15 protein-coding genes are annotated in these 17,770 nt (G+C 55.6%); 5 read left to right on the top strand and 10 right to left on the bottom strand.

Features of this window, described 5'->3' with window-relative positions; translation table 11 throughout:
- The first annotated feature begins 5 nt into the window (after positions 1 to 5).
- Positions 6 to 944, top strand: coding sequence for a ferrochelatase (hemH, locus tag QMF38_RS11700; RefSeq protein WP_281759534.1), 939 nt, complete (start codon positions 6 to 8; stop codon positions 942 to 944).
- Positions 941 to 2,365 (top strand): protoporphyrinogen oxidase, encoded by a 1,425-nt coding sequence (gene hemG / locus QMF38_RS11695; RefSeq protein ID WP_281759533.1) that lies wholly within the window; start codon positions 941 to 943, stop codon positions 2,363 to 2,365. The genes hemH and hemG overlap by 4 nt, the downstream gene beginning before the upstream one ends.
- A 20-nt stretch (positions 2,366 to 2,385) precedes the next feature.
- Here hemG and QMF38_RS11690 read toward each other — a convergent pair whose 3' ends face one another.
- Positions 2,386 to 3,663 carry a WD40/YVTN/BNR-like repeat-containing protein gene (locus QMF38_RS11690; RefSeq protein ID WP_281759532.1) on the bottom strand — a complete coding sequence of 426 codons (1,278 nt, stop codon included), beginning with the start codon at positions 3,661 to 3,663 and terminating at the stop codon, positions 2,386 to 2,388.
- 74 nt (positions 3,664 to 3,737) lie between these two features.
- On the opposite strand from QMF38_RS11690, the gene QMF38_RS11685 reads away from it, so the two are divergent.
- The 3 genes from QMF38_RS11685 (at position 3,738) to QMF38_RS11675 (ending at position 8,336) form a co-directional block, all read left to right on the top strand.
- Positions 3,738 to 4,595 carry a sulfite exporter TauE/SafE family protein gene (locus QMF38_RS11685; RefSeq protein ID WP_232302100.1) on the top strand — a complete coding sequence of 286 codons (858 nt, stop codon included), beginning with the start codon at positions 3,738 to 3,740 and terminating at the stop codon, positions 4,593 to 4,595.
- Positions 4,596 to 4,653: 58 nt separating this feature from the next.
- The gene (locus QMF38_RS11680; protein ID WP_281759531.1) at positions 4,654 to 5,850 is read left to right on the top strand and encodes a cation:proton antiporter; all 1,197 of its coding nucleotides are present in this window, start codon (positions 4,654 to 4,656) and stop codon (positions 5,848 to 5,850) included.
- A 152-nt stretch (positions 5,851 to 6,002) separates the two neighbouring features.
- The gene (locus QMF38_RS11675; protein WP_281759530.1) at positions 6,003 to 8,336 is read left to right on the top strand and encodes an EAL domain-containing protein; all 2,334 of its coding nucleotides are present in this window, start codon (positions 6,003 to 6,005) and stop codon (positions 8,334 to 8,336) included.
- A gap of 37 nt (positions 8,337 to 8,373) precedes the next feature.
- Here QMF38_RS11675 and QMF38_RS11670 read toward each other — a convergent pair whose 3' ends face one another.
- The 9 genes from QMF38_RS11670 to QMF38_RS11630 all read right to left on the bottom strand — a co-directional run bounded on the left by QMF38_RS11670 (position 8,374) and on the right by QMF38_RS11630 (position 17,670).
- Complete coding sequence (locus QMF38_RS11670) at positions 8,374 to 8,598, bottom strand: hypothetical protein (RefSeq protein WP_281759529.1); 225 nt, start codon at positions 8,596 to 8,598, stop codon at positions 8,374 to 8,376.
- A 96-nt stretch (positions 8,599 to 8,694) separates the two neighbouring features.
- Positions 8,695 to 9,144: a D-aminoacyl-tRNA deacylase gene (dtd, locus tag QMF38_RS11665; protein ID WP_281759528.1), complete on the bottom strand. Its 450-nt coding sequence runs from the start codon at positions 9,142 to 9,144 to the stop codon at positions 8,695 to 8,697.
- Positions 9,145 to 9,168: 24 nt separating this feature from the next.
- Positions 9,169 to 11,346 carry a RelA/SpoT family protein gene (locus QMF38_RS11660; protein ID WP_058093631.1) on the bottom strand — a complete coding sequence of 726 codons (2,178 nt, stop codon included), beginning with the start codon at positions 11,344 to 11,346 and terminating at the stop codon, positions 9,169 to 9,171.
- Between the two features lie 31 nt (positions 11,347 to 11,377).
- The gene (locus tag QMF38_RS11655) at positions 11,378 to 11,896 is read right to left on the bottom strand and encodes an adenine phosphoribosyltransferase (protein WP_281759555.1); all 519 of its coding nucleotides are present in this window, start codon (positions 11,894 to 11,896) and stop codon (positions 11,378 to 11,380) included.
- Positions 11,897 to 11,915: 19 nt separating this feature from the next.
- Positions 11,916 to 13,970 carry a single-stranded-DNA-specific exonuclease RecJ gene (gene recJ, locus QMF38_RS11650; protein WP_281759527.1) on the bottom strand — a complete coding sequence of 685 codons (2,055 nt, stop codon included), beginning with the start codon at positions 13,968 to 13,970 and terminating at the stop codon, positions 11,916 to 11,918.
- A 1-nt stretch (position 13,971) separates the two neighbouring features.
- Positions 13,972 to 14,907 (bottom strand): cation diffusion facilitator family transporter, encoded by a 936-nt coding sequence (locus QMF38_RS11645; RefSeq protein ID WP_157057148.1) that lies wholly within the window; start codon positions 14,905 to 14,907, stop codon positions 13,972 to 13,974.
- A gap of 97 nt (positions 14,908 to 15,004) precedes the next feature.
- A complete protein-coding gene (secF, locus tag QMF38_RS11640) occupies positions 15,005 to 15,928 on the bottom strand; it encodes a protein translocase subunit SecF (protein ID WP_058093633.1) in 924 nt (307 codons plus the stop codon).
- A complete protein-coding gene (gene secD, locus QMF38_RS11635; RefSeq protein WP_074691151.1) occupies positions 15,912 to 17,213 on the bottom strand; it encodes a protein translocase subunit SecD in 1,302 nt (433 codons plus the stop codon). The genes secF and secD overlap by 17 nt, the downstream gene beginning before the upstream one ends.
- Before the next feature lie 181 nt (positions 17,214 to 17,394).
- Complete coding sequence (locus tag QMF38_RS11630; RefSeq protein ID WP_281759526.1) at positions 17,395 to 17,670, bottom strand: post-transcriptional regulator; 276 nt, start codon at positions 17,668 to 17,670, stop codon at positions 17,395 to 17,397.
- Positions 17,671 to 17,770: the final 100 nt, after the last annotated feature.

The raw sequence follows: 17,770 nt of genomic DNA, 5'->3' as shown, positions 1-17,770 counted from the left end.
ACGCGTTGAATACACAACCGCTCGGCCTGCTGGTAATGGCCTATGGCACGCCGCACAGCCTTGACGAAGTACTACCGTATTACACCGATATTCGCCACGGTCGGCCGCCTTCAGACGAACAGCTGGCCGATCTCATCCGCCGCTACGAAGCGATTGGCGGCGTTTCCCCACTTGCCGAGATCACGCGTCGGCAGGCGGAAGGGCTTGCAGCGCTACTCAATGCAGACGGAGGTAGACCCGTCCGTCTGTATCAAGGCATGAAGCACACGACGCCATTCATCTCGGACGCTGTGGAGAAGATGCATGAAGACGGCATCACCGAGGCGATAGCCATCGTTCTAGCACCACACTATTCGACAATGAGTATTGAAACTTACCATAAACAGGTGCGAGAGACGGCGGCACGCTTAGGGGGGCCGGCCTTTCGCTACATTCGCGAGTGGCACATGGAGCCGCGCTTTCTCGACGTTCTGACCAGTCGCGTCCAAGAGGCCTTGGCTCGCTGCAGCGAACCGCAAAACGCGATGGTCGTCTTCTCGGCACACTCGTTACCTGCTCGCATTCTCGAAATGAACGACCCCTATGTCGATCAACTGCACGAATCGGGCGACGAGATTGCCAAACGCCTGAACTTGCCGCATTACATGTATGCTTGGCAAAGTGCGGGTCGCACCCATGAGCCGTGGCTTGGCCCGGACATTCTCGATGTTTTAAGCGAATTGCGCGAGCAGGGTTACCGCGAAGTGGTATCGTGCTCGCAAGGTTTTGTCGCGGATCATCTGGAAGTACTTTACGATATTGACATCGAGGCGCAGGCTCGGGCACGAGAGTTGGGGCTGCATCTCGTGCGCACCCGCCAAATGAACGACGATCCAGCATTTCTTGCCGGCCTGCGCGACGCTGTGCGCCGAGCTGAGCGAGAAACGGAGCTGATGGCGCCATGAAAGTGGCCGTGATCGGCGGTGGCATCACAGGCTTGACGGCGGCCCGGCACCTCATTGAAAAGAGCCGTAGCGCAGGCGTGCCCTGCGATATTGTGCTCTACGAAAAGGACTCGCGTCTTGGTGGAAAGATTCGCACGTACAGAGAACACGGGCTTGTTGTAGAAGGCGGCCCCGACTCTATGCTCGCGCGCAAACCGGCCGGGGTACAACTTTTGCGCGATCTCGGTATGGAAACCGACATCGTATATATGAATCCGGAAGCCTCACAGACATTCATCGTACGCAACGGCAAACTGCACCCTATGCCACAAGGTACCTTCGTCGGTATTCCTGCCGAAGTGGAAAAGTTCCTCGCCTCGTCTTTACTGTCGGGGACTGGGAAATTGCGGGCGCTGGCGGACGTCTGGCTGCCAGCCAGTCCGATTCAACAGGATGTGTCGCTTGGAGCGTTTTTGCGATCTCGCCTGGGGGATGAATGGGTCGATTATTTAGGCGAACCTTTGCTCGCAGGCATCTATGCGGGGCGCATCGACCAACTAAGCCTGTTTGCCACCTGGCGTCAATTGTACGATCTCGCCGTGCAATCGCGCAGTTTAATCATTGGGGCGATGGCCAGCCGCAAGCGACAACAAACCAATCGCAGCGGACTGTCTGGACGCAGCGCCTTCGTGACGGTGCGCACGGGGCTCGAAAGCGTGATCGAACGTTTGCGCGACGACATCGCGCAAGCGGTCTCGATTCGTCTCGAAACGCAAGTTGTGGCCATGCGCCGGACGGAGAATGGCTATGAGGTGCGAGCCACGGGCGACAATGGCAGCAGTGCCAGCGAAACGTTTGATGGTGTTGTTCTCACGACGCCTGTCTCAGTTGCCAAGCCGTTGCTCCGTCAGCTAGACATTGTCAGCGACGAGTTTGACGTGCCGTATGCGTCGACGGCAACCATCATCCTCGCGTACCGAAAGCAAGATGTCACCGTCGATTTGTCACATGCTTCAGGTTTTTTGGTTCCTCGCTCTGAAGGTATGGCCATGACAGCGAGCACGTGGATGTCGAGCAAGTGGCCACACACGACCCCCAGCGATATGGTTGTACTACGCTGTTACGTCGGGCGCGCGGGACAAGAAGAGTATCTTCAGTTGGACGACGAGGCGATGGTCAAACAGGTGAGTCGCGAAGTGGAGAGCATAGTGGGCATTCAAGCCGAACCAGTCTGGCACAAGGTCACACGCTGGTCGCACGCGATGCCCAATTATCTCGTTGGCCACGGCGACCACCTGCAAAGGCTGCACGCCGCGATTCAAAGCCAAGCGCCCGCCCTTGCTGTGGCGGGCGCCGGATACGAAGGTCTGGGGTTGCCCGACTGCATTGTGCAGGGTCAGCGGGCAGCCGATGAAGTCTTTACTGCGTTGTTCCGGCGTTGAACTGCCACTGTTGCAGCCGGTTAGGGGACCGGCTGCCAACGGTCGCGCAGGCCTGCAGTTTGCAACAACACCGTATGCTTTTGGGTGGCGTCGGCCAACAGCATGTAACCTTGCGTATAGGATACAAAGTTCATCGCTAAGACGCACGGATAACGTTGTAGCCACAGTTCCAAGGACGGCGAGTGAACCGTCAGCCAACTGTCGCCGGAGTCTGTGGTGCGTAGCAAACGGCCATCGTTGACGGCATAGCCGTAGTCCGGCGTCGCGAACACGGCTGGCTGTCCTTCATAGTTCGCCTTGGCTCCATCCAGCTGATCCGTCAACTCGCCAGCAAACGTCTTGCCACCGTCGCGGGATCGGAAGATGACCACGTGTTGCTTGCTGGACTTTCCTGTTCCAGTAGTGAAAACGGCGGCAAACGTCCCTTCGTTTTCGAGTAGTTGCGGCTGATAAACCTTAACGGCCTTCGCGCCAAGGATTTGCTTCGGAGGCTTCAGGGTGCGCACGGACCAGTGACGACCGCCATCGTCTGTCCTATAAAGCGACAGTTCTCCGGACGACGTGGTCGTAAGCAACCACCCACTGCGCAGGTTGGTGAAGGCGACGACAGCTTGCGCGTTCATGGGCAGACCGGAGGCCGACGGCAAGTGACCGACCTTGACTTGTGCGACCGTAGCGCCGCCGTTCGTCACATGATACAAGAGGGTCACTCCGCTATTTGCGGCACCCGTTCCAGCGAGTAAAACCCATCCTTGTGACTTTGCTGGCTGACTTACGCTTGTCACCCGGAATCCATCTGCACCTAAATCTGTGCGATAAACACTCCAATGCGCACCCCCATCACTTGTTCCCGCCCGCACGAAGGAATGCCCAGAGACGCCATACAAATAAAGCGTGTCCAGGTTGACCACGGCTAGTTGTGGGTTTTCTACTCCGCGGTAGACAGATTCTGTGCTTAAGTCAAAACGGACGGGAACGTTCACGCCGCGCCAAGTTGCGCCGCGATCGTCCGTGCGCTGAATTTGAAAGACCCCGTGCATATATCCCCAGCGATAGCCTGTATCGCCGTCCGGCAGGTCGATGTTGTACCATACATTGTTTCGCTGCAAGGCTGTCAATGAGACAGCGGCTGGAATACCTGCCGGATCTGGCTTTTGTAATACGGCAGCAGTGTCGTGAGACGGCCGCAACGACGTTTGTGACTTCGATATCATGGCACCCGTGTTTGCACCGCATCCGACGACCATGAGCGCGACGGCGCCAGCCGCAGCAACTGACAACAAGCGCGATCGATACATGCGCATCCCCCTCGTCTCCAGTTCATCTAGCGTTAGCTTGGCTGGCCGCTGAAAAACCATGCACGCAAAGGGTTATGAAACAAACGAAGGTTGTCAGACAAGGCGGTCGGCAGTACAATATTCAGGATTTTGGAACGAGCATCGTGCGCACAGAAAGGACGCGTTACACCGTGCACCTGTCACTCATAACCGTCATCACCCTGGCAGTTTCCGGCTTCGTTGCTGCTTTCATCGATGCGACGGTCGGCGGCGGCGGCCTCATTTCGCTGCCTGCTCTTTTGTTCGTCGGACTGCCCCCATCCTTGGCCTTGGGCACAAACAAGTTGGCGGGAACCATGTCCGCGGTCACGAGCTTTACGTCGTACTTGACGTCGGGGAAGGTGAGCATTCGCCTGGTTGGCCCCCTCTTTCCGCTCGGCGTGTTCGCGTCGGCGGCCGGCGCCATCGTTGTCCATCACCTTCCGTCTTCCTTTCTCCGCCCGTTCGTCCTTGTCATGCTCGTCTTCGTCGCCTCGTATACAATCTTTAAGAAGAACTTGGGTCTGGTCGAAGCGATGCGTACGACGAAGGCTCGCACCTACTTGTGGACAGCATTGCTTGCCATCGTGCTCGGCTTTTATGACGGCTTTTTCGGCCCAGGTACAGGTTCGTTCCTGATGATGGGCTTTGTCCTGCTCGGCTTTGATTTTTTAGCGGCGAGCGGCAACGCCCGCACACTGAACTTTGCGAGCAATGTAGGCGCCTTGATCGCATTTGCCAGTGTCGGCTCCATCCGCTATGAGGATGGCCTCATCCTTGGCGTATGTATGATGCTTGGCGCGTTTACGGGATCGCGGTTTGCCATTCGCAAGGGTTCACGGTACGTGCGCCCCTTGTTTATCGGCGTTACTTGTATCGTGATCGCGCAACAGATTTATACTTTGATTCACTGAGGTGCTGTCATTCGCTTGTCCCGCAACGCATATCGTATACCGTTTGCGGGGTGAGCGAATGGATGCTACCATGTTTCGATTTCTCACATTGTTTGTTGCCGCATTTGCGGTTGCCGCATTGCTTGGACGCACACCGCTGTTCAAAGTGCCAAGCGCCATATCGTATTTGATCTTTGGCTTGCTTCTCAAACTTCCCGCACTGCACCTAACCCCCATGGACGCTTGGTGGTTGCGCCGACTCGGCGATTTGGGACTTTTGTTTCTTATGTTCCTGTCCGGCATGGAAATAGATGTTCACTTGCTGTTTAGGAAGCGCGATGATCACAAAGAGGGTACATCCCCGGCCATCGTCGGAACCATGATGTTTTGCGCCACCCTGCTCTTTAGCTTCGTGTGCTGCGCATGTCTGGCACATTTTTCCCCCGATGGTGCGAATCCGTATATGCTGTCGCTTTTGTTCGCCACAACATCGCTTGGCGTCGTCCTGCCCGTGCTTGAAGAAACAGGGTACCTTCATCGGCCTTTGGGCCAAGCCATCTTATACAGCGCCGTGATCGCAGACTTCATGACCATGCTGTTGGTCTCACTACTCCTTGGCGCCCACAAATCGGCGGATCCCTGGCGAGTCTGGCTTACACTCGCCATCGTGCCGATCGCGCTTGGTGTGGGCCTGAGCCTCGAGAAATTGCGGCAAGTGCCTGCCGCAGGCCGCTTGTTGGGGCAAGCCATGGATCGAACGCGCGCGACGATCGCGCTTGTCGCCATCTTTGCCATACTGGCAGAGGCGACAGGCAGCGAACCGATTTTGGGCGCTTTTTTGGCCGGCGTGATCGTCCGTGGGCTCAAATTTGCGCACAAGCCGCTCGTCGTCACCTATAGCTATGGCGTCGGTTATGCCGTATTTGTGCCCATGTTCTTTGTGGCAACTGGGTATGCAATGCCTATCGCGCAACTGCACTCGGTAAGGGCATTATCCTGGCTGCCTGTCTTCGCAGGGCTGGCTTTTGCTGTGAAACTCCTACCTGCACTCACCCTGCTGCGCTTCCACGGCAAACGCCAGGCATGGGCGGCAGGCTTCCTCCTCTCGAGCCGGCTAAGCTTGGTGGCAGCAGCCGCGCAGCTTGCCGTCAATGCCCACTTGCTCCCAGAAATCTGGGCCGCCAGCACCATCCTGGTATCTATCGTAACGAGCCTTATAGGCCCTCTGGCCTGGGCAATTCTCGCACCACAACTGCCTCCTGTCGATAGCCGCTGAGATATGCCGAGACAAGAGGACTTTCCTCTACGAATGTCGAAAGAGTGAAAGTGCGACATCAAGTAGGGAACTGAACTTTTGTCATGCGCTATAGAAATAAGATTTTTCTTAAGATGCTTCTGTAGTGCGGCATTTTACGAGGCGGTGGCTTTGTGGGCAATGACTTTCTAACAATGCAGCGGGACGGCTTGACCAACTTGTTTTCCCGTAGCCATTTTCTATATGCCGTGGCACAGGCAATGCCCAACGCGCCAACGGTTTCAATACTCCTTGTCAACCTGGATCGGTTTCGCTTGGTCAATGAGCATTTCAGCTACGCAGATGGAGACATTGTTCTGCGCGAAACCGCAAAGCGTATCGTCGCGGTCATACCGAGCTCAGCTACAGCAAGCAGACTCTGCGCTGACGAGTTTGCCGTCGCCTTGATCGACGTTGACCAGGACGGTGCGCAAGCGATGGCCGAACGGATTCGACTCGCCATCGCCGAGCCCCATCACATTGCCGGCACCGAAGTCATTGTCACCGCCAGCGTCGGCATCGCAACGGGATCACATCCACAGATGACAGCTGAACAACTGCTGCGCCAAGCCGATGCAGCAGTCCGCTGTGCAAAGCAATTGGGGAGTAATCAGGTGCGCACCGACTGCGCGAGGCCTCCTCGTGAATTGCCACCGCTGATGGTCGAAACCATGCTCCGCCATGCACTGCGCAATCGCGATTTACAAATTTATTATCAACCAAAAGTGCATGCTAAATCGATGCAAGTCGTCGGAGCCGAAGCTCTGTGCCGCTGGCGGCATCCGGAGCTTGGTGACATTCCACCCCACGCGTTCATCCCTATCGCCGAATCGAGCGATCTCATTCTGCCAATCGACGAGTACGTCCTTCGCGCCGTCTGCGAACAAGGCAGTTCCTGGCTTTCACAAGGTTATCGCGTGCGCACGAGTGTCAATATTTCAAGCCGCCAGTTTTTACAACCGTCATTTCCCCAACTGGTTCAGCAGGCTCTGGCTGAATCAGGCTTGGATCCATCATTGCTGGAGCTTGAAATCACCGAGCGAACGGCCATGTACGACGTCGAACGAGCGGTTCACATCTTGACCCAGTTGCGCCAAATCGGTGTACGCATCGCGATCGACGATTTTGGCGTTGGGTATTCGTCGCTTAACTATCTCATGCAGTTTCCAGTACATACGCTCAAAATTGACCGTTCGTTTACTGCAGGCATTCAGAGCGCGGTCAACCAGACGCCGATTATTGGGGCCATCATTTCACTTGCAAAATCACTCAACTTAAGCGTTGTCGCGGAAGGCGTGGAAACCGTCCAGCAGTTTGACTTTCTGCGCGATAGCAAGTGTGACGAGATTCAGGGGTATTTATTCGGCGCCCCGGTTCCACCGGCATCCTTTCAACTCTCTGCGTTCATTGCGACGTTGCAGCCGCGCCAGCCCCATCTCGTGCCTGACGACACACATAACCTGGAGCGCTTGAGTGAACGCGAGTGGCTCGATGTAGTGCTCACGGGTGTGCAACGTCATCCGCGCTTGCACGAGTTGACCTCGTACTTGGCTGACGCCATTGTCGAGCAACTGCCCTTAGACCGACTAAGCCTTGAATTCGTCGAAGAAGGCGCCGCGTTTTCTGCTGTACACGAAGTGTCCCTGCGCGATGACGTGCCGGCTAGACCCGTTGGCACGTTGATACCTGTTGCCAATAGTGGTTTGGCATTTGTACAGCGCACGAAACAACCCGTGATGTGCGCGGACATCTTGCGCAACCCTGAATTTCAAGATGATTACAGCTTAGCAGCACAAGGAATTCAGTCTATTATTCGGGTGCCTTTGATACGGGGCAACCACGTCTTTGGTACGATGAATGTGCAGTCCACGCTTGAGCGCGTGTATACAGAAGCGGATCGCAACCGTCTGCAGCGGACAGCCCAACGCCTAAGCGACGCGGTTTATGCCGCGTATCAAGATACACGGCGACCAATTGCACATTTATATGACACGAAAACAAAACTTTACCATCGCCAGTTTCTCGTCGAGCTACTCGCCGCAGACCAGCCCGCAGAGTGGCTATCGCAAACCGTTTTGCGCCCGTTTCCCGAGTGGACGACAGTAACGGCTGTGGTAGTCTCGATTGCCAACCATGATAGCATGGGCGTCGTGGAAGGCGAACAAGCCGTCGCCTACATTGGACAATGCTGGTCGACCCACGCCGTGCCAAATGCGGTCGCCATCCGTATGGGAGCAGGAGAGGTGCTCTTCGTCGCATTTGATCAACCGAGTCTGTCCGTGACGCAATTTGTTCACCAATTGCGTTCACATATTCAATTGTTGAATGCACGAGCGGAGCGGCTGGGAGATGCCAGTCTTCGCCTGGAGGTCAATACCGGCCAGGCGTCAGGAGACTGGTGTGCGTTTTGGAATGTTTATGTAGACGCAAGGGAACAAGCATTGGTCCTACAGCGCACAAATGCTTAAATAAGCGCGGTGCCTCGGCGAGGTACAAACCAAAACTTCACGTCTTTGGGTGAAGCGCTTTGAACTGATTAATGGCGTTGCATTTCGGGCACTGGAGTTCGATTGCCATCTCAACATAGTTACTAGTTGTTCCAGTGACCGAGATCGTGGCGTCCACCTCGTTTCCATGCGCCACGACAATTCCGCCAAAAATGTGGCCTGCAAACGGCATGATATGGCCGCATGCGTAACAGGTGTGTGTGGCGTGAATCTCGTTTTCCATGACTGCACCTCCCCGGCCTAGCGTCCGTCAAACACATGACGTCTATGCGCGGGGAGCGTTTCCTCACATAACTGCGCACAAAAGCCAGGGATACACTTAAAATGTCTTTTTGCTGTCGAGCAACAAGGTCACCGGCCCGTCATTCACGAGATACACTTGCATCATGGCTCGAAACTGCCCTGTCTCCACATGAACGTTGCGATCGCGCAACAATTCATTAAACCGGTTATATAATTCCACTGCCATGTCAGGCGGTGCCGCATCAGCATAACTTGGCCGCCGACCTTTGCGCGCATCTCCGTAGAGCGTAAATTGGCTGACGGAGAGAATGCTACCCCGAGCCTCGCGCACATCATGGTTCAATTTCCCTTCTGTGTCCGGGAAAATGCGCAGTCCAACAATCTTGTCCGCCAAATACACGGCATCCGCTTCCGTATCATCCCTGCTGACACCAACCAATAGCACGAGCCCTTTCTCGATTTGTCCGACGATCTCGCCGTCAACTTCAACTCGAGCAGGACCACTTCTCTGCACGACTACGCGCATACCACGCCTCCTTGCCACGCTTCTTCACTGAATGATGCGTCGCACACTATACATGTCTTTGATCCGCTTTAAGCGCTCGACGACCGAGCGCAGGTGATCCAAATTGCGAATGCGGATGCTCATATGGATGTGCGCAACCTTTTTCGCATCCGCCCGGGCACTCACGGCGGTAATATCGGTTTTCGTCTCGGCGACGGCGTTAAGGACCTCATTGACAAGACCATGCCTATCCAACGCAGTCACCTCAATTTCAGCGTTGTACGACCAGTCTTTGCTGGTCGCCCACTCGACCTCCAGGGTCCGCGTCTCAGTCGCTGAGAGGGCAGCGACATTTGGACAATCGACGCGGTGCACCGAAACACCGCGACCGCGCGTAATGAAGCCCACAATGTCATCGCCGGGTACAGGATTACAACAACGTGCGAAGCGAATTAACACGTTGTCAACGCCTTTGACGCGCACACCCGTATCTGATGGCTTCGCCTGTCCCTTCGTAATGGACATCGAATCGACTGGCTTCTCTTCCAGAGACCGCCGGTATACTTCCACGAGCCGTGTTACAACCTGAGCCGCACTCAAGCCTCCATAACCGACCGCAGCGTAGAGATCCTCCTCACGGGAGAAACTGAATTTATGCATCGCTTCGGCGAGTCCCGCAGAGGTCAACAACTGTTTAGGCTCTAAGCGTTGACGAACGATCTCGCGCTCGATTTGTTCACGACCACGCGCGACGTTCTCCTCTCGCTTTTCACGTTTGAACCACTGTCTAATTTTGCTTTTTGACTGAGATGATTGTACAATTTTCAGCCAGTCACGGCTCGGGCCGTACGAATGTTTGCTGGTGATGACCTCGACGATATCGCCAGTGCGCAGGCGGTAGTCGAGAGGTACCATCTTGCCGTTCACTTTTGCGCCGATACAGTGGTTTCCAATATCCGTGTGAATGCGGTATGCGAAGTCGATGGGTACAGAACCAGCGGGCAGTTCAATCACGTCGCCCTTGGGAGTGAACACAAAAACCTGGTCCGAGAACAAATCGATTTTGAGGGTTTCCATGAACTCCTGGGCATCGCGAAAATCCTGCTGCCATTCAAGTACCTCGCGAAACCAAGCCAACTTCTTCGCGAAGTCGTCCTCGACCCTGCGCGATCCAGACTCCTTATATACCCAGTGCGCGGCAATACCGTATTCGGCGGTCTGGTGCATTTCCCAGGTGCGAATCTGAATCTCCAGAGGTTCTCCATTAGGCCCGATGACCGTCGTATGCAGACTCTGATACATGTTCGCTTTCGGCATCGCGATGTAGTCTTTAAAACGCCCGGGCATAGGCTTCCACATGGTGTGTACGACACCGAGCACCCCATAGCAGTCTTTGATGCTTTCGACTGTGACGCGAATCGCAAAAAGGTCGTAAATTTCGTTAAACTCCTTATGCTGCGTCGTCATCTTGCGATAGATGCTGTAAATGTGCTTCGCCCGTCCGCTGACTTCAGCCTTAAGATTGAGCTCGCCAAGTTTCTGGCGCAAAACGTCCATCACACCTTCGATGAACTGCTCGCGCTCCTGTCGCTTGCGCGCCATCAAATTGACAATCCGATAGTACTGTTGCGGATTGAGATACCTTAGCGAGATGTCTTCCAGTTCCCACTTAATTGTGTTAATTCCAAGGCGGTGTGCCAAAGGAGCGAAGATTTCAAGTGTTTCGCGCGCTTTGCGCATCTGTGTCGCTGGCGTTTGATAGCGCAGCGTACGCATATTGTGCAAGCGATCCGCCAACTTGATGATCAGCACGCGTATGTCGCGCGCCATCGCCATAAACATCTTGCGCAGATTTTCGGCTTGTTGTTCCTCTCGTGAATCGAAGCGGATCCGCTTCAGCTTTGTCACGCCGTCGACGAGTGACGCCACCTCGGCCCCAAACGTCTGCACGATGTTGGAATCCGTCACGGATGTGTCCTCGACCACGTCATGCAGAAGAGCCGCGACGACGGCGGTCGCGTCAAGCTGCAGGTCTGCAAGAATATACGCGACCGCCAACGGGTGCGTGATATAGGGTTCACCCGACATGCGCACCTGCCCCGCATGGGCACGGCTTGCAAACTCGTAAGCCTGACGCACTTCATCAAGTTCTTCCTGGCTGCAGTACGATGCCAACTTTTCGCATAAGCCATCTATTGACTGATCCTTCGTTTGCTCCGTCATGGCAGTCACCTCCCGTCGACAGCATGCCAGTTCACGATTCGTATTGAACCAGCGTGTGAATCGGAATATCACCCAAGCGAGAACGCCCCGCTAACGCCTGTAACTCGATGAAAAAAGCCGCGCCGACAACTTCTCCTCCCAACTTGCGCACCAGTTCGATAGTCGCGCTCATCGTTCCCCCAGTTGCGAGTAAATCGTCTGCGACGACCACACGTTGTCCCTGTTGAATGGCATCACTATGAATTTCAAGCCTATCCTGACCATATTCTAAGTCATAGGTCACAGATACTGTGGTATATGGCAATTTGCCCGGCTTACGAACCGGCACGAAGCCCAGTCCCAGCATCGCTGCAAGGGGTGCACCAACCACATAGCCACGAGCCTCCGGCCCGGCGATCACGTCAGCACCCCACGCCCGCACGCGCTCGGCGAGATCTGTAATGGCCTGTCTATAGACGGGACCATTGCCCAAAAGCGGTGTAATGTCTCGAAACAAGATGCCCGGCTTAGGAAAGTCCGGAACATCGCGAATCCAATCACGATATCGAATGGTCAACACATTCTCTCCTCTACGCCCTTTGCTGTCGCTCGTCCAAACCAGAGCCTGTCCACCCGCTGTCATCTAATGGCGACAGGTGCTCGCGCACCAGCGACTGGTATGTCATTGCATCGCGTAAATCGCGCTTTTCTCCCTCTATGACATGATACGCACCATCGCGCTCAGCGGCAAATCCCAATTCGACAAATGTCGCCAAAATCGCAGCGAGCTCCTCGGGTGTACTGCCTTCCCCGCGATTGTGCAGGTGCTCAAGCAAGGCTTGCGCCCGCTTGACACCTTGGCGCAAGAGGCGGTACACCGTGGCAAAGCGCGATCGCAAAACCGGTGCATCCAGCACCCAGCCGCGGCGAATGAGCAACTGCGCCGAGCGCCTGCCTTGCCATACGTTTTCTTCGATTTCGACCAAAAACGCACAAACCTTTGGCAGGCCTGCCGCCAACCTGGCAGCTGCAATCGGCGGTACCTGAAACCAAACTGCATCCTGTTCGACGCCGCCTTCTGCAAGCCTAAGGCGCACATGTGAACCATTTCCTATCTTCGTAGCCTGACGTACTTCCACTGGCCCAACAAACAGCTGCAAAGGTTCGTTCTCAGGCCCAAATGGCGCGAATCGCTGTGCCCACTCAAGCAACTCCAACCCATGTTCCGACAGTGGCAGGTAGTCATCTGCGAGCATCTCCTGTGAAGAGCATGTGACTGTTTCGCCGTTTGCTTCCCGCAAATGCGCCACGGCTGCTGCGAACGCCGTTCGAAAATCGGCCAAGGACGACGCTTGTAAACCGCAACCAATTGCCGCATCGTGGCCGCCAAAGTGGCTGAGATACGATGCGCAAAGGGCCACCGCCGAGTGTAGCGAGATGCCAGAAGGTGCCCGCCCGGACCCGCGCAACGTGCCGTCCTCCATATGGGCCAGCGCGATGGCCGGGCAACCAAAGTGGTTCACCAGCTTGGCTGCTACAATGCCGACAACGCCTAATGGCCACGCGCCACACGCCACGACTGCATCTGGGTTGGGTCCATACATCGATTCGACCTGGGCGATGGCTTCTTGCGTCGCACGCTCCGTCGCCTGTCTCCGCTGAACGTTTAACCTCTCGATCTCGTCCGCGAGTTCGAGAGCCTCCGCCCGGTGTTCGGCCATGAGCAAAGAAAATGCCGTACCCGCATGAGCCATTCGTCCGGCCGCGTTTAGGCGCGGCCCAATCCGCCACGAGATGTCACTTACGGACAACTGGTTCACATCGACCCTGGCTCGTTCACAAAGCAGTAACCAGCCAGGGCGCTGGCACGTGCGCAGGGCGGTGAGTCCTTCCCGAACCAGCCGCCGGTTCTCGCCACGCATCGGCATCATATCGCTCACAGCACCAAGTGCCGCAAGGCCTATCAACCACTCCTCGTGAAACTGTGCAGGAGCACCTTGCGCCCGCCGCGGATCGACTGTTTGCATAGCTTGCGTCAGCTTCCACGCCACACCAGCGCCAGAAAGTGGACGGGACCGTTCGCTATCGGCGTGACGGCTATAGTGAACCACAGCTAAAGCACCTGTGAGAATCTCATCGCCCGGCTCATGGTGGTCTGTAATAATCACGTCGATGCCAAGATCGCAAGCCACTTCAAGGGCGGCCTGTGCCCGAATGCCATTGTCCACCGTGACAATGAGGGTGCCTCCAAGTTGTTCTGCACGCCCGACCAATGGCGGCGCCAGTCCGTAACCGTCTGCCACCCGCTCCGGAATGATGCAGTGCCAGTTGGCGCCCCGCGCCTCAAGTTCACTCGCCAGAATGGCGCTCGCTGTCACACCATCCACGTCGTAATCACCGACAATCACAATCTGCTCACGATTGCGCACCGCTGACAAGATGCGATCGACAGCCAAGCGCATGTCGAAAAAGTCGAATGGATCTGTCCACGCCTCGCGCGCAAACAAAAATCGGCGGGCCTCATCTTCGTTGCTGATATTGCGGGCCAACAGCCAGCGCGCAACACGCGTCGGCAGTCCCAGACGATCCGCAAGTGAGACGGCATACTCCGGAGGGACACTTGCGGCCCTCCACAATGGTTGCATATTACTCACAATCCCTATTCCCTTCTCTTCGCTCGTCCCCCACCTCATATGGGTTCACGTGAACAAACACGTCTTGCACACGAGCGAATTTCTCACGCAAGACGCGCCGGACTTCCGCGGCAATCTCGTGACCTGCGAACACGGTGATGTCCCCATCCACCGCAATCTCGATATCGACAATCACATACTGGCCGTGATCGCGCACGCGCAGTTCATCAATGGCCCTTACCCCGTGTACCTGCATCACTTGTTCACGGTACGGATGTAAGGCGGCTTCTTCTAGCACGACCCTGTCCATCAAACTCTGTAGCGAGTCTTGCGCAATATGAATCGCCATTTTGAGGACAAGACACGCCACGAACAGGCCAGCGGCGGCATCCATGTACATGAGCCAGCGGATGCGCAGCCGCTCACCGATGATGGCCAAGACAATGCCGACGAGCGCCGCCAACGACGAATAGACGTCGGAACGGTGGTCGTATGCCTGTGCCATCAGGCTCTTACTTTGCAAGCGACGGCCGATCCGCACGTTATATCGAAAAAGTAGCTCTTTGACTACGATCGCGACGAATGCCATTTCGGCTGCCGCCAGTTCAGGGGCTTTGGGGGACTTCATAAAAGACGAGATCGACGACACGCCCACATCAATGGCGGCGGCAATCAACAAACCGGCTACGACGATGGAAGCGATCAACTCCGCCTTGCCATGGCCGTAGGGATGGTCTTCATCAGGCGGTTTGCGGGCGATGCGAAGCCCGATAATGACGGCCAAGGAGCCGACGAGATCAGAAGCTGAGTGGACCGCGTCAGCGATGAGGGCGTCACTGTGTGCTATCGCGCCAACGAGTCCCTTCGCAGCCGTAAGGGCGACGTTAAACCCTGCATTGGCATAGGCGATGCGAGTTCCTTGACGCACAAGTCTGGTTGTTGCATCCACTGCGGATCTCGTCCTTTCCCACGCGTGACCGATGTACGTTCGCTAAGTGCGCGAAATTAAAGAAGCGCCCCTTGGGAGCGCTTCGGCGCAACATGAATCACTGCACACTTGCTTCATTGGCAACAGCTTTATGTTTACGCATGGAGCGACCTCTCCATGCAACCCAAATCGGACTCGCGATAAATATGGACGAGTATGCACCGCTGATGAGACCGATGATGAGTGCAAACGTGAAGTTGCGAATGGACACCCCGCCGAAGAAGTAGAGAATCACAGCCGCAACGAGCACGGTAAAGACCGTGTTGATAGATCTCGTCATCGTCTGCCACAGGCTCTTGTTGACCACTTCGCGCAGGGCATCGATGTCTTCCGGCTTGTGAATTTTCACGTTCTCACGGATGCGGTCAAAAATGACGATGGTGTCATTGATGGAATACCCCACAATGGTCAGCAACGCCGCGACAAAGGTCAAATCGACTTCGCGGCGCAAAAGAGCAAAGGCAGCAAGGACGATAAACGCGTCATGCAACAGGGCGATGATGCCGGCAATCGCAAAGCGGAATTCAAAGCGGATGGCCACGTAAACCACAATGCACACCGCCGCCGCGAGCACGGCCCAAATCGCTTTGCGCGCCGTTTGTTGTGCGACAAACGGATCGACCGAATTCACCTGAATGTCTTGCTTGGCGCTCGGAAAGAATTTGTGTTCAGCCGACTGAATGGCCGCAATCTGTTTGGCGCTCAACTGTTCAGGGAGTGTGACGATGGCGACATTACGTTCGATGCCACCAACCGTGAGACCGGTGTCGCCAATCGTGAGGCCGACGGATTGAAACATTTGCCGCACGCGCGCATCCGGAACTTGTTGATTCAATTGAAACTGGATTCGCGATCCGGCTTTAAAATCTGTGCTTAAGTTAAATCCGAACAATGCGAATACGATAATGCCGGCGATGGTAATGGCACCCGACAGCATAAAAAACCATTTGCTCAACCGAACAATGTTAAACCTGGGTTTCATGCTGTTTCAACACTCCCTTCCCGACGCCGTACCACCATGGGCGGCGAACGGCGCCAGACGCCGTGAACGTAAGCAGCATGAGACGGCTGAGCAACACTGCAGTCAAAAGGCTGACGATGATGCCGACCATGAGCGCGACGGCAAAGCCCCGAACGTCCCCTTGTCCGCCGAAGATGTACATGACAGCACCAGCGATAAACGTCGTCGCATTCGAGTCGACGATGGTGCGCAAGGCGTTCTTGTTGCCGATACGCACTGCGGATCGCAAGCTGCGGCCGTTTCGCATCTCGTCCTTAATGCGCTCATACGTGATGATATTCGCATCGACCGCAATCCCCACGCCCAGCACGAGAGCCGCCAATCCCGAAAGCGTGAGTACGACGTGCAGACCCGAGAAGACCAGCAAAGTCAAATAACCGTACGCGATGAGCGCAATATCGGCGATAAGACCGGCCAGGCGATACACGCAAATCATGAAGGCGAAGATGATAATGATGGCAATGAGACCTGCGACCATCGTCCGCTGCAAGCTCGTTTGGCCAAGCGACGGACCTACGCTCGTCTCACTTTCGAGCGTCAGCGGATACGGGAGTGCGCCCGCATTCAACTCGTTTGCCAACGCCATACACGCTTGCGGCGTCGTCAAGCTGCCACCCGATATTTCACTGCTGCCACTGTACATAACCTGCTGAATCACAGGATCTGTCAGCAATTGCCCGTTGAGAAATACAAAAATCGGCTTACCGACGTACTTTTTTGTGATGTCAATCCACTTCTGTGCCTGTTTAAACTCGATGGCGACCGCATTTTTGCCATCTTGCTGATCCACGACCCACTTGGCATTACTCTTCAGGTCGGCCCCGGTCGCAAGGGGTGCGCCAACAGGTGTGATTTTGCCTGTCTTTTTGTCAATGGTTGCGTCCCCGTAAATGGCCAACTGAGCGGTTGCGCCGATGACTTGCACTGCCTCTTGCTGATTTTTCACGCCTGCAACCTGGACGCGGATCTGATCTTGCCCAAGTTGGTTCTTGCCTTCGAGATCGATGCTCGGCGATGAAACGCCAAGCGAGTTCACGCGCATTTCAACCGCCTTTAATAAGGCTTGGCGGCCGCTGTCCGAAAGCGATTGCCCTTTTGGCGTATCGACCGCGTACAACAAATCGACACCGCCTCGCAAGTCGAGTCCGAGTGGGATCGACTTCCATACCTGTGGAACTGTGCCCGCTGTAACGCCGATGATAGCCGCGACCATCAGCAGAAACGCGAACAGGCGTCCCCATTTCATAGCTTGTCCTCCTTCAGTCCGCCGTCCAGCCTCACCCGGCAAACGGGTGGCGTCGAACCCAGCGAACGATCCGCTGTCGCTTCCAACAGCATGCCATGTTCAGTATACGAACGACAAATTTCGCCGTCAAACAAAAAAACCTGCCCCCGCGGCACGAGGGCGTACACCATCCCTGCTGCTGTCACGAACGCGGTGGATCACCAAGTCCACCTTCCATTTGGCGATAGGCGTTCACCGTCAAATAATTCATGTAATCCGTGATGCGAACGGATAGAATGAGTTCCACCAACTCGTGCAATTGAATACCAAACCGCACTTTTGATTCGATGTACGACCAGAACTCGTCAAACTCTACCCGATCATAACCGAGAAGCTTAAATTCCTCGATTTTGGCTCGGCAGAGATCGAGTATGGCCGCTTTGTGTTCCGCGATCGACGGTAGTTGGAACGGATCCATGCCCCATGCATCTCCCTTGGCTTGCCTGAGCTATCTATGTTTCCACCCGCACAGCGCAAATTCCTCTGTGGTCCAAAAAAAGGACTACCTCACGACCGTT

Source organism: Alicyclobacillus hesperidum subsp. aegles, from assembly GCF_027923525.1.
Lineage (GTDB): Bacteria > Bacillota > Bacilli > Alicyclobacillales > Alicyclobacillaceae > Alicyclobacillus > Alicyclobacillus aegles.
The sequence above is the reverse complement of the archived record's forward strand: the minus strand, read 5'-3'. Positions and strand labels throughout refer to the sequence as shown.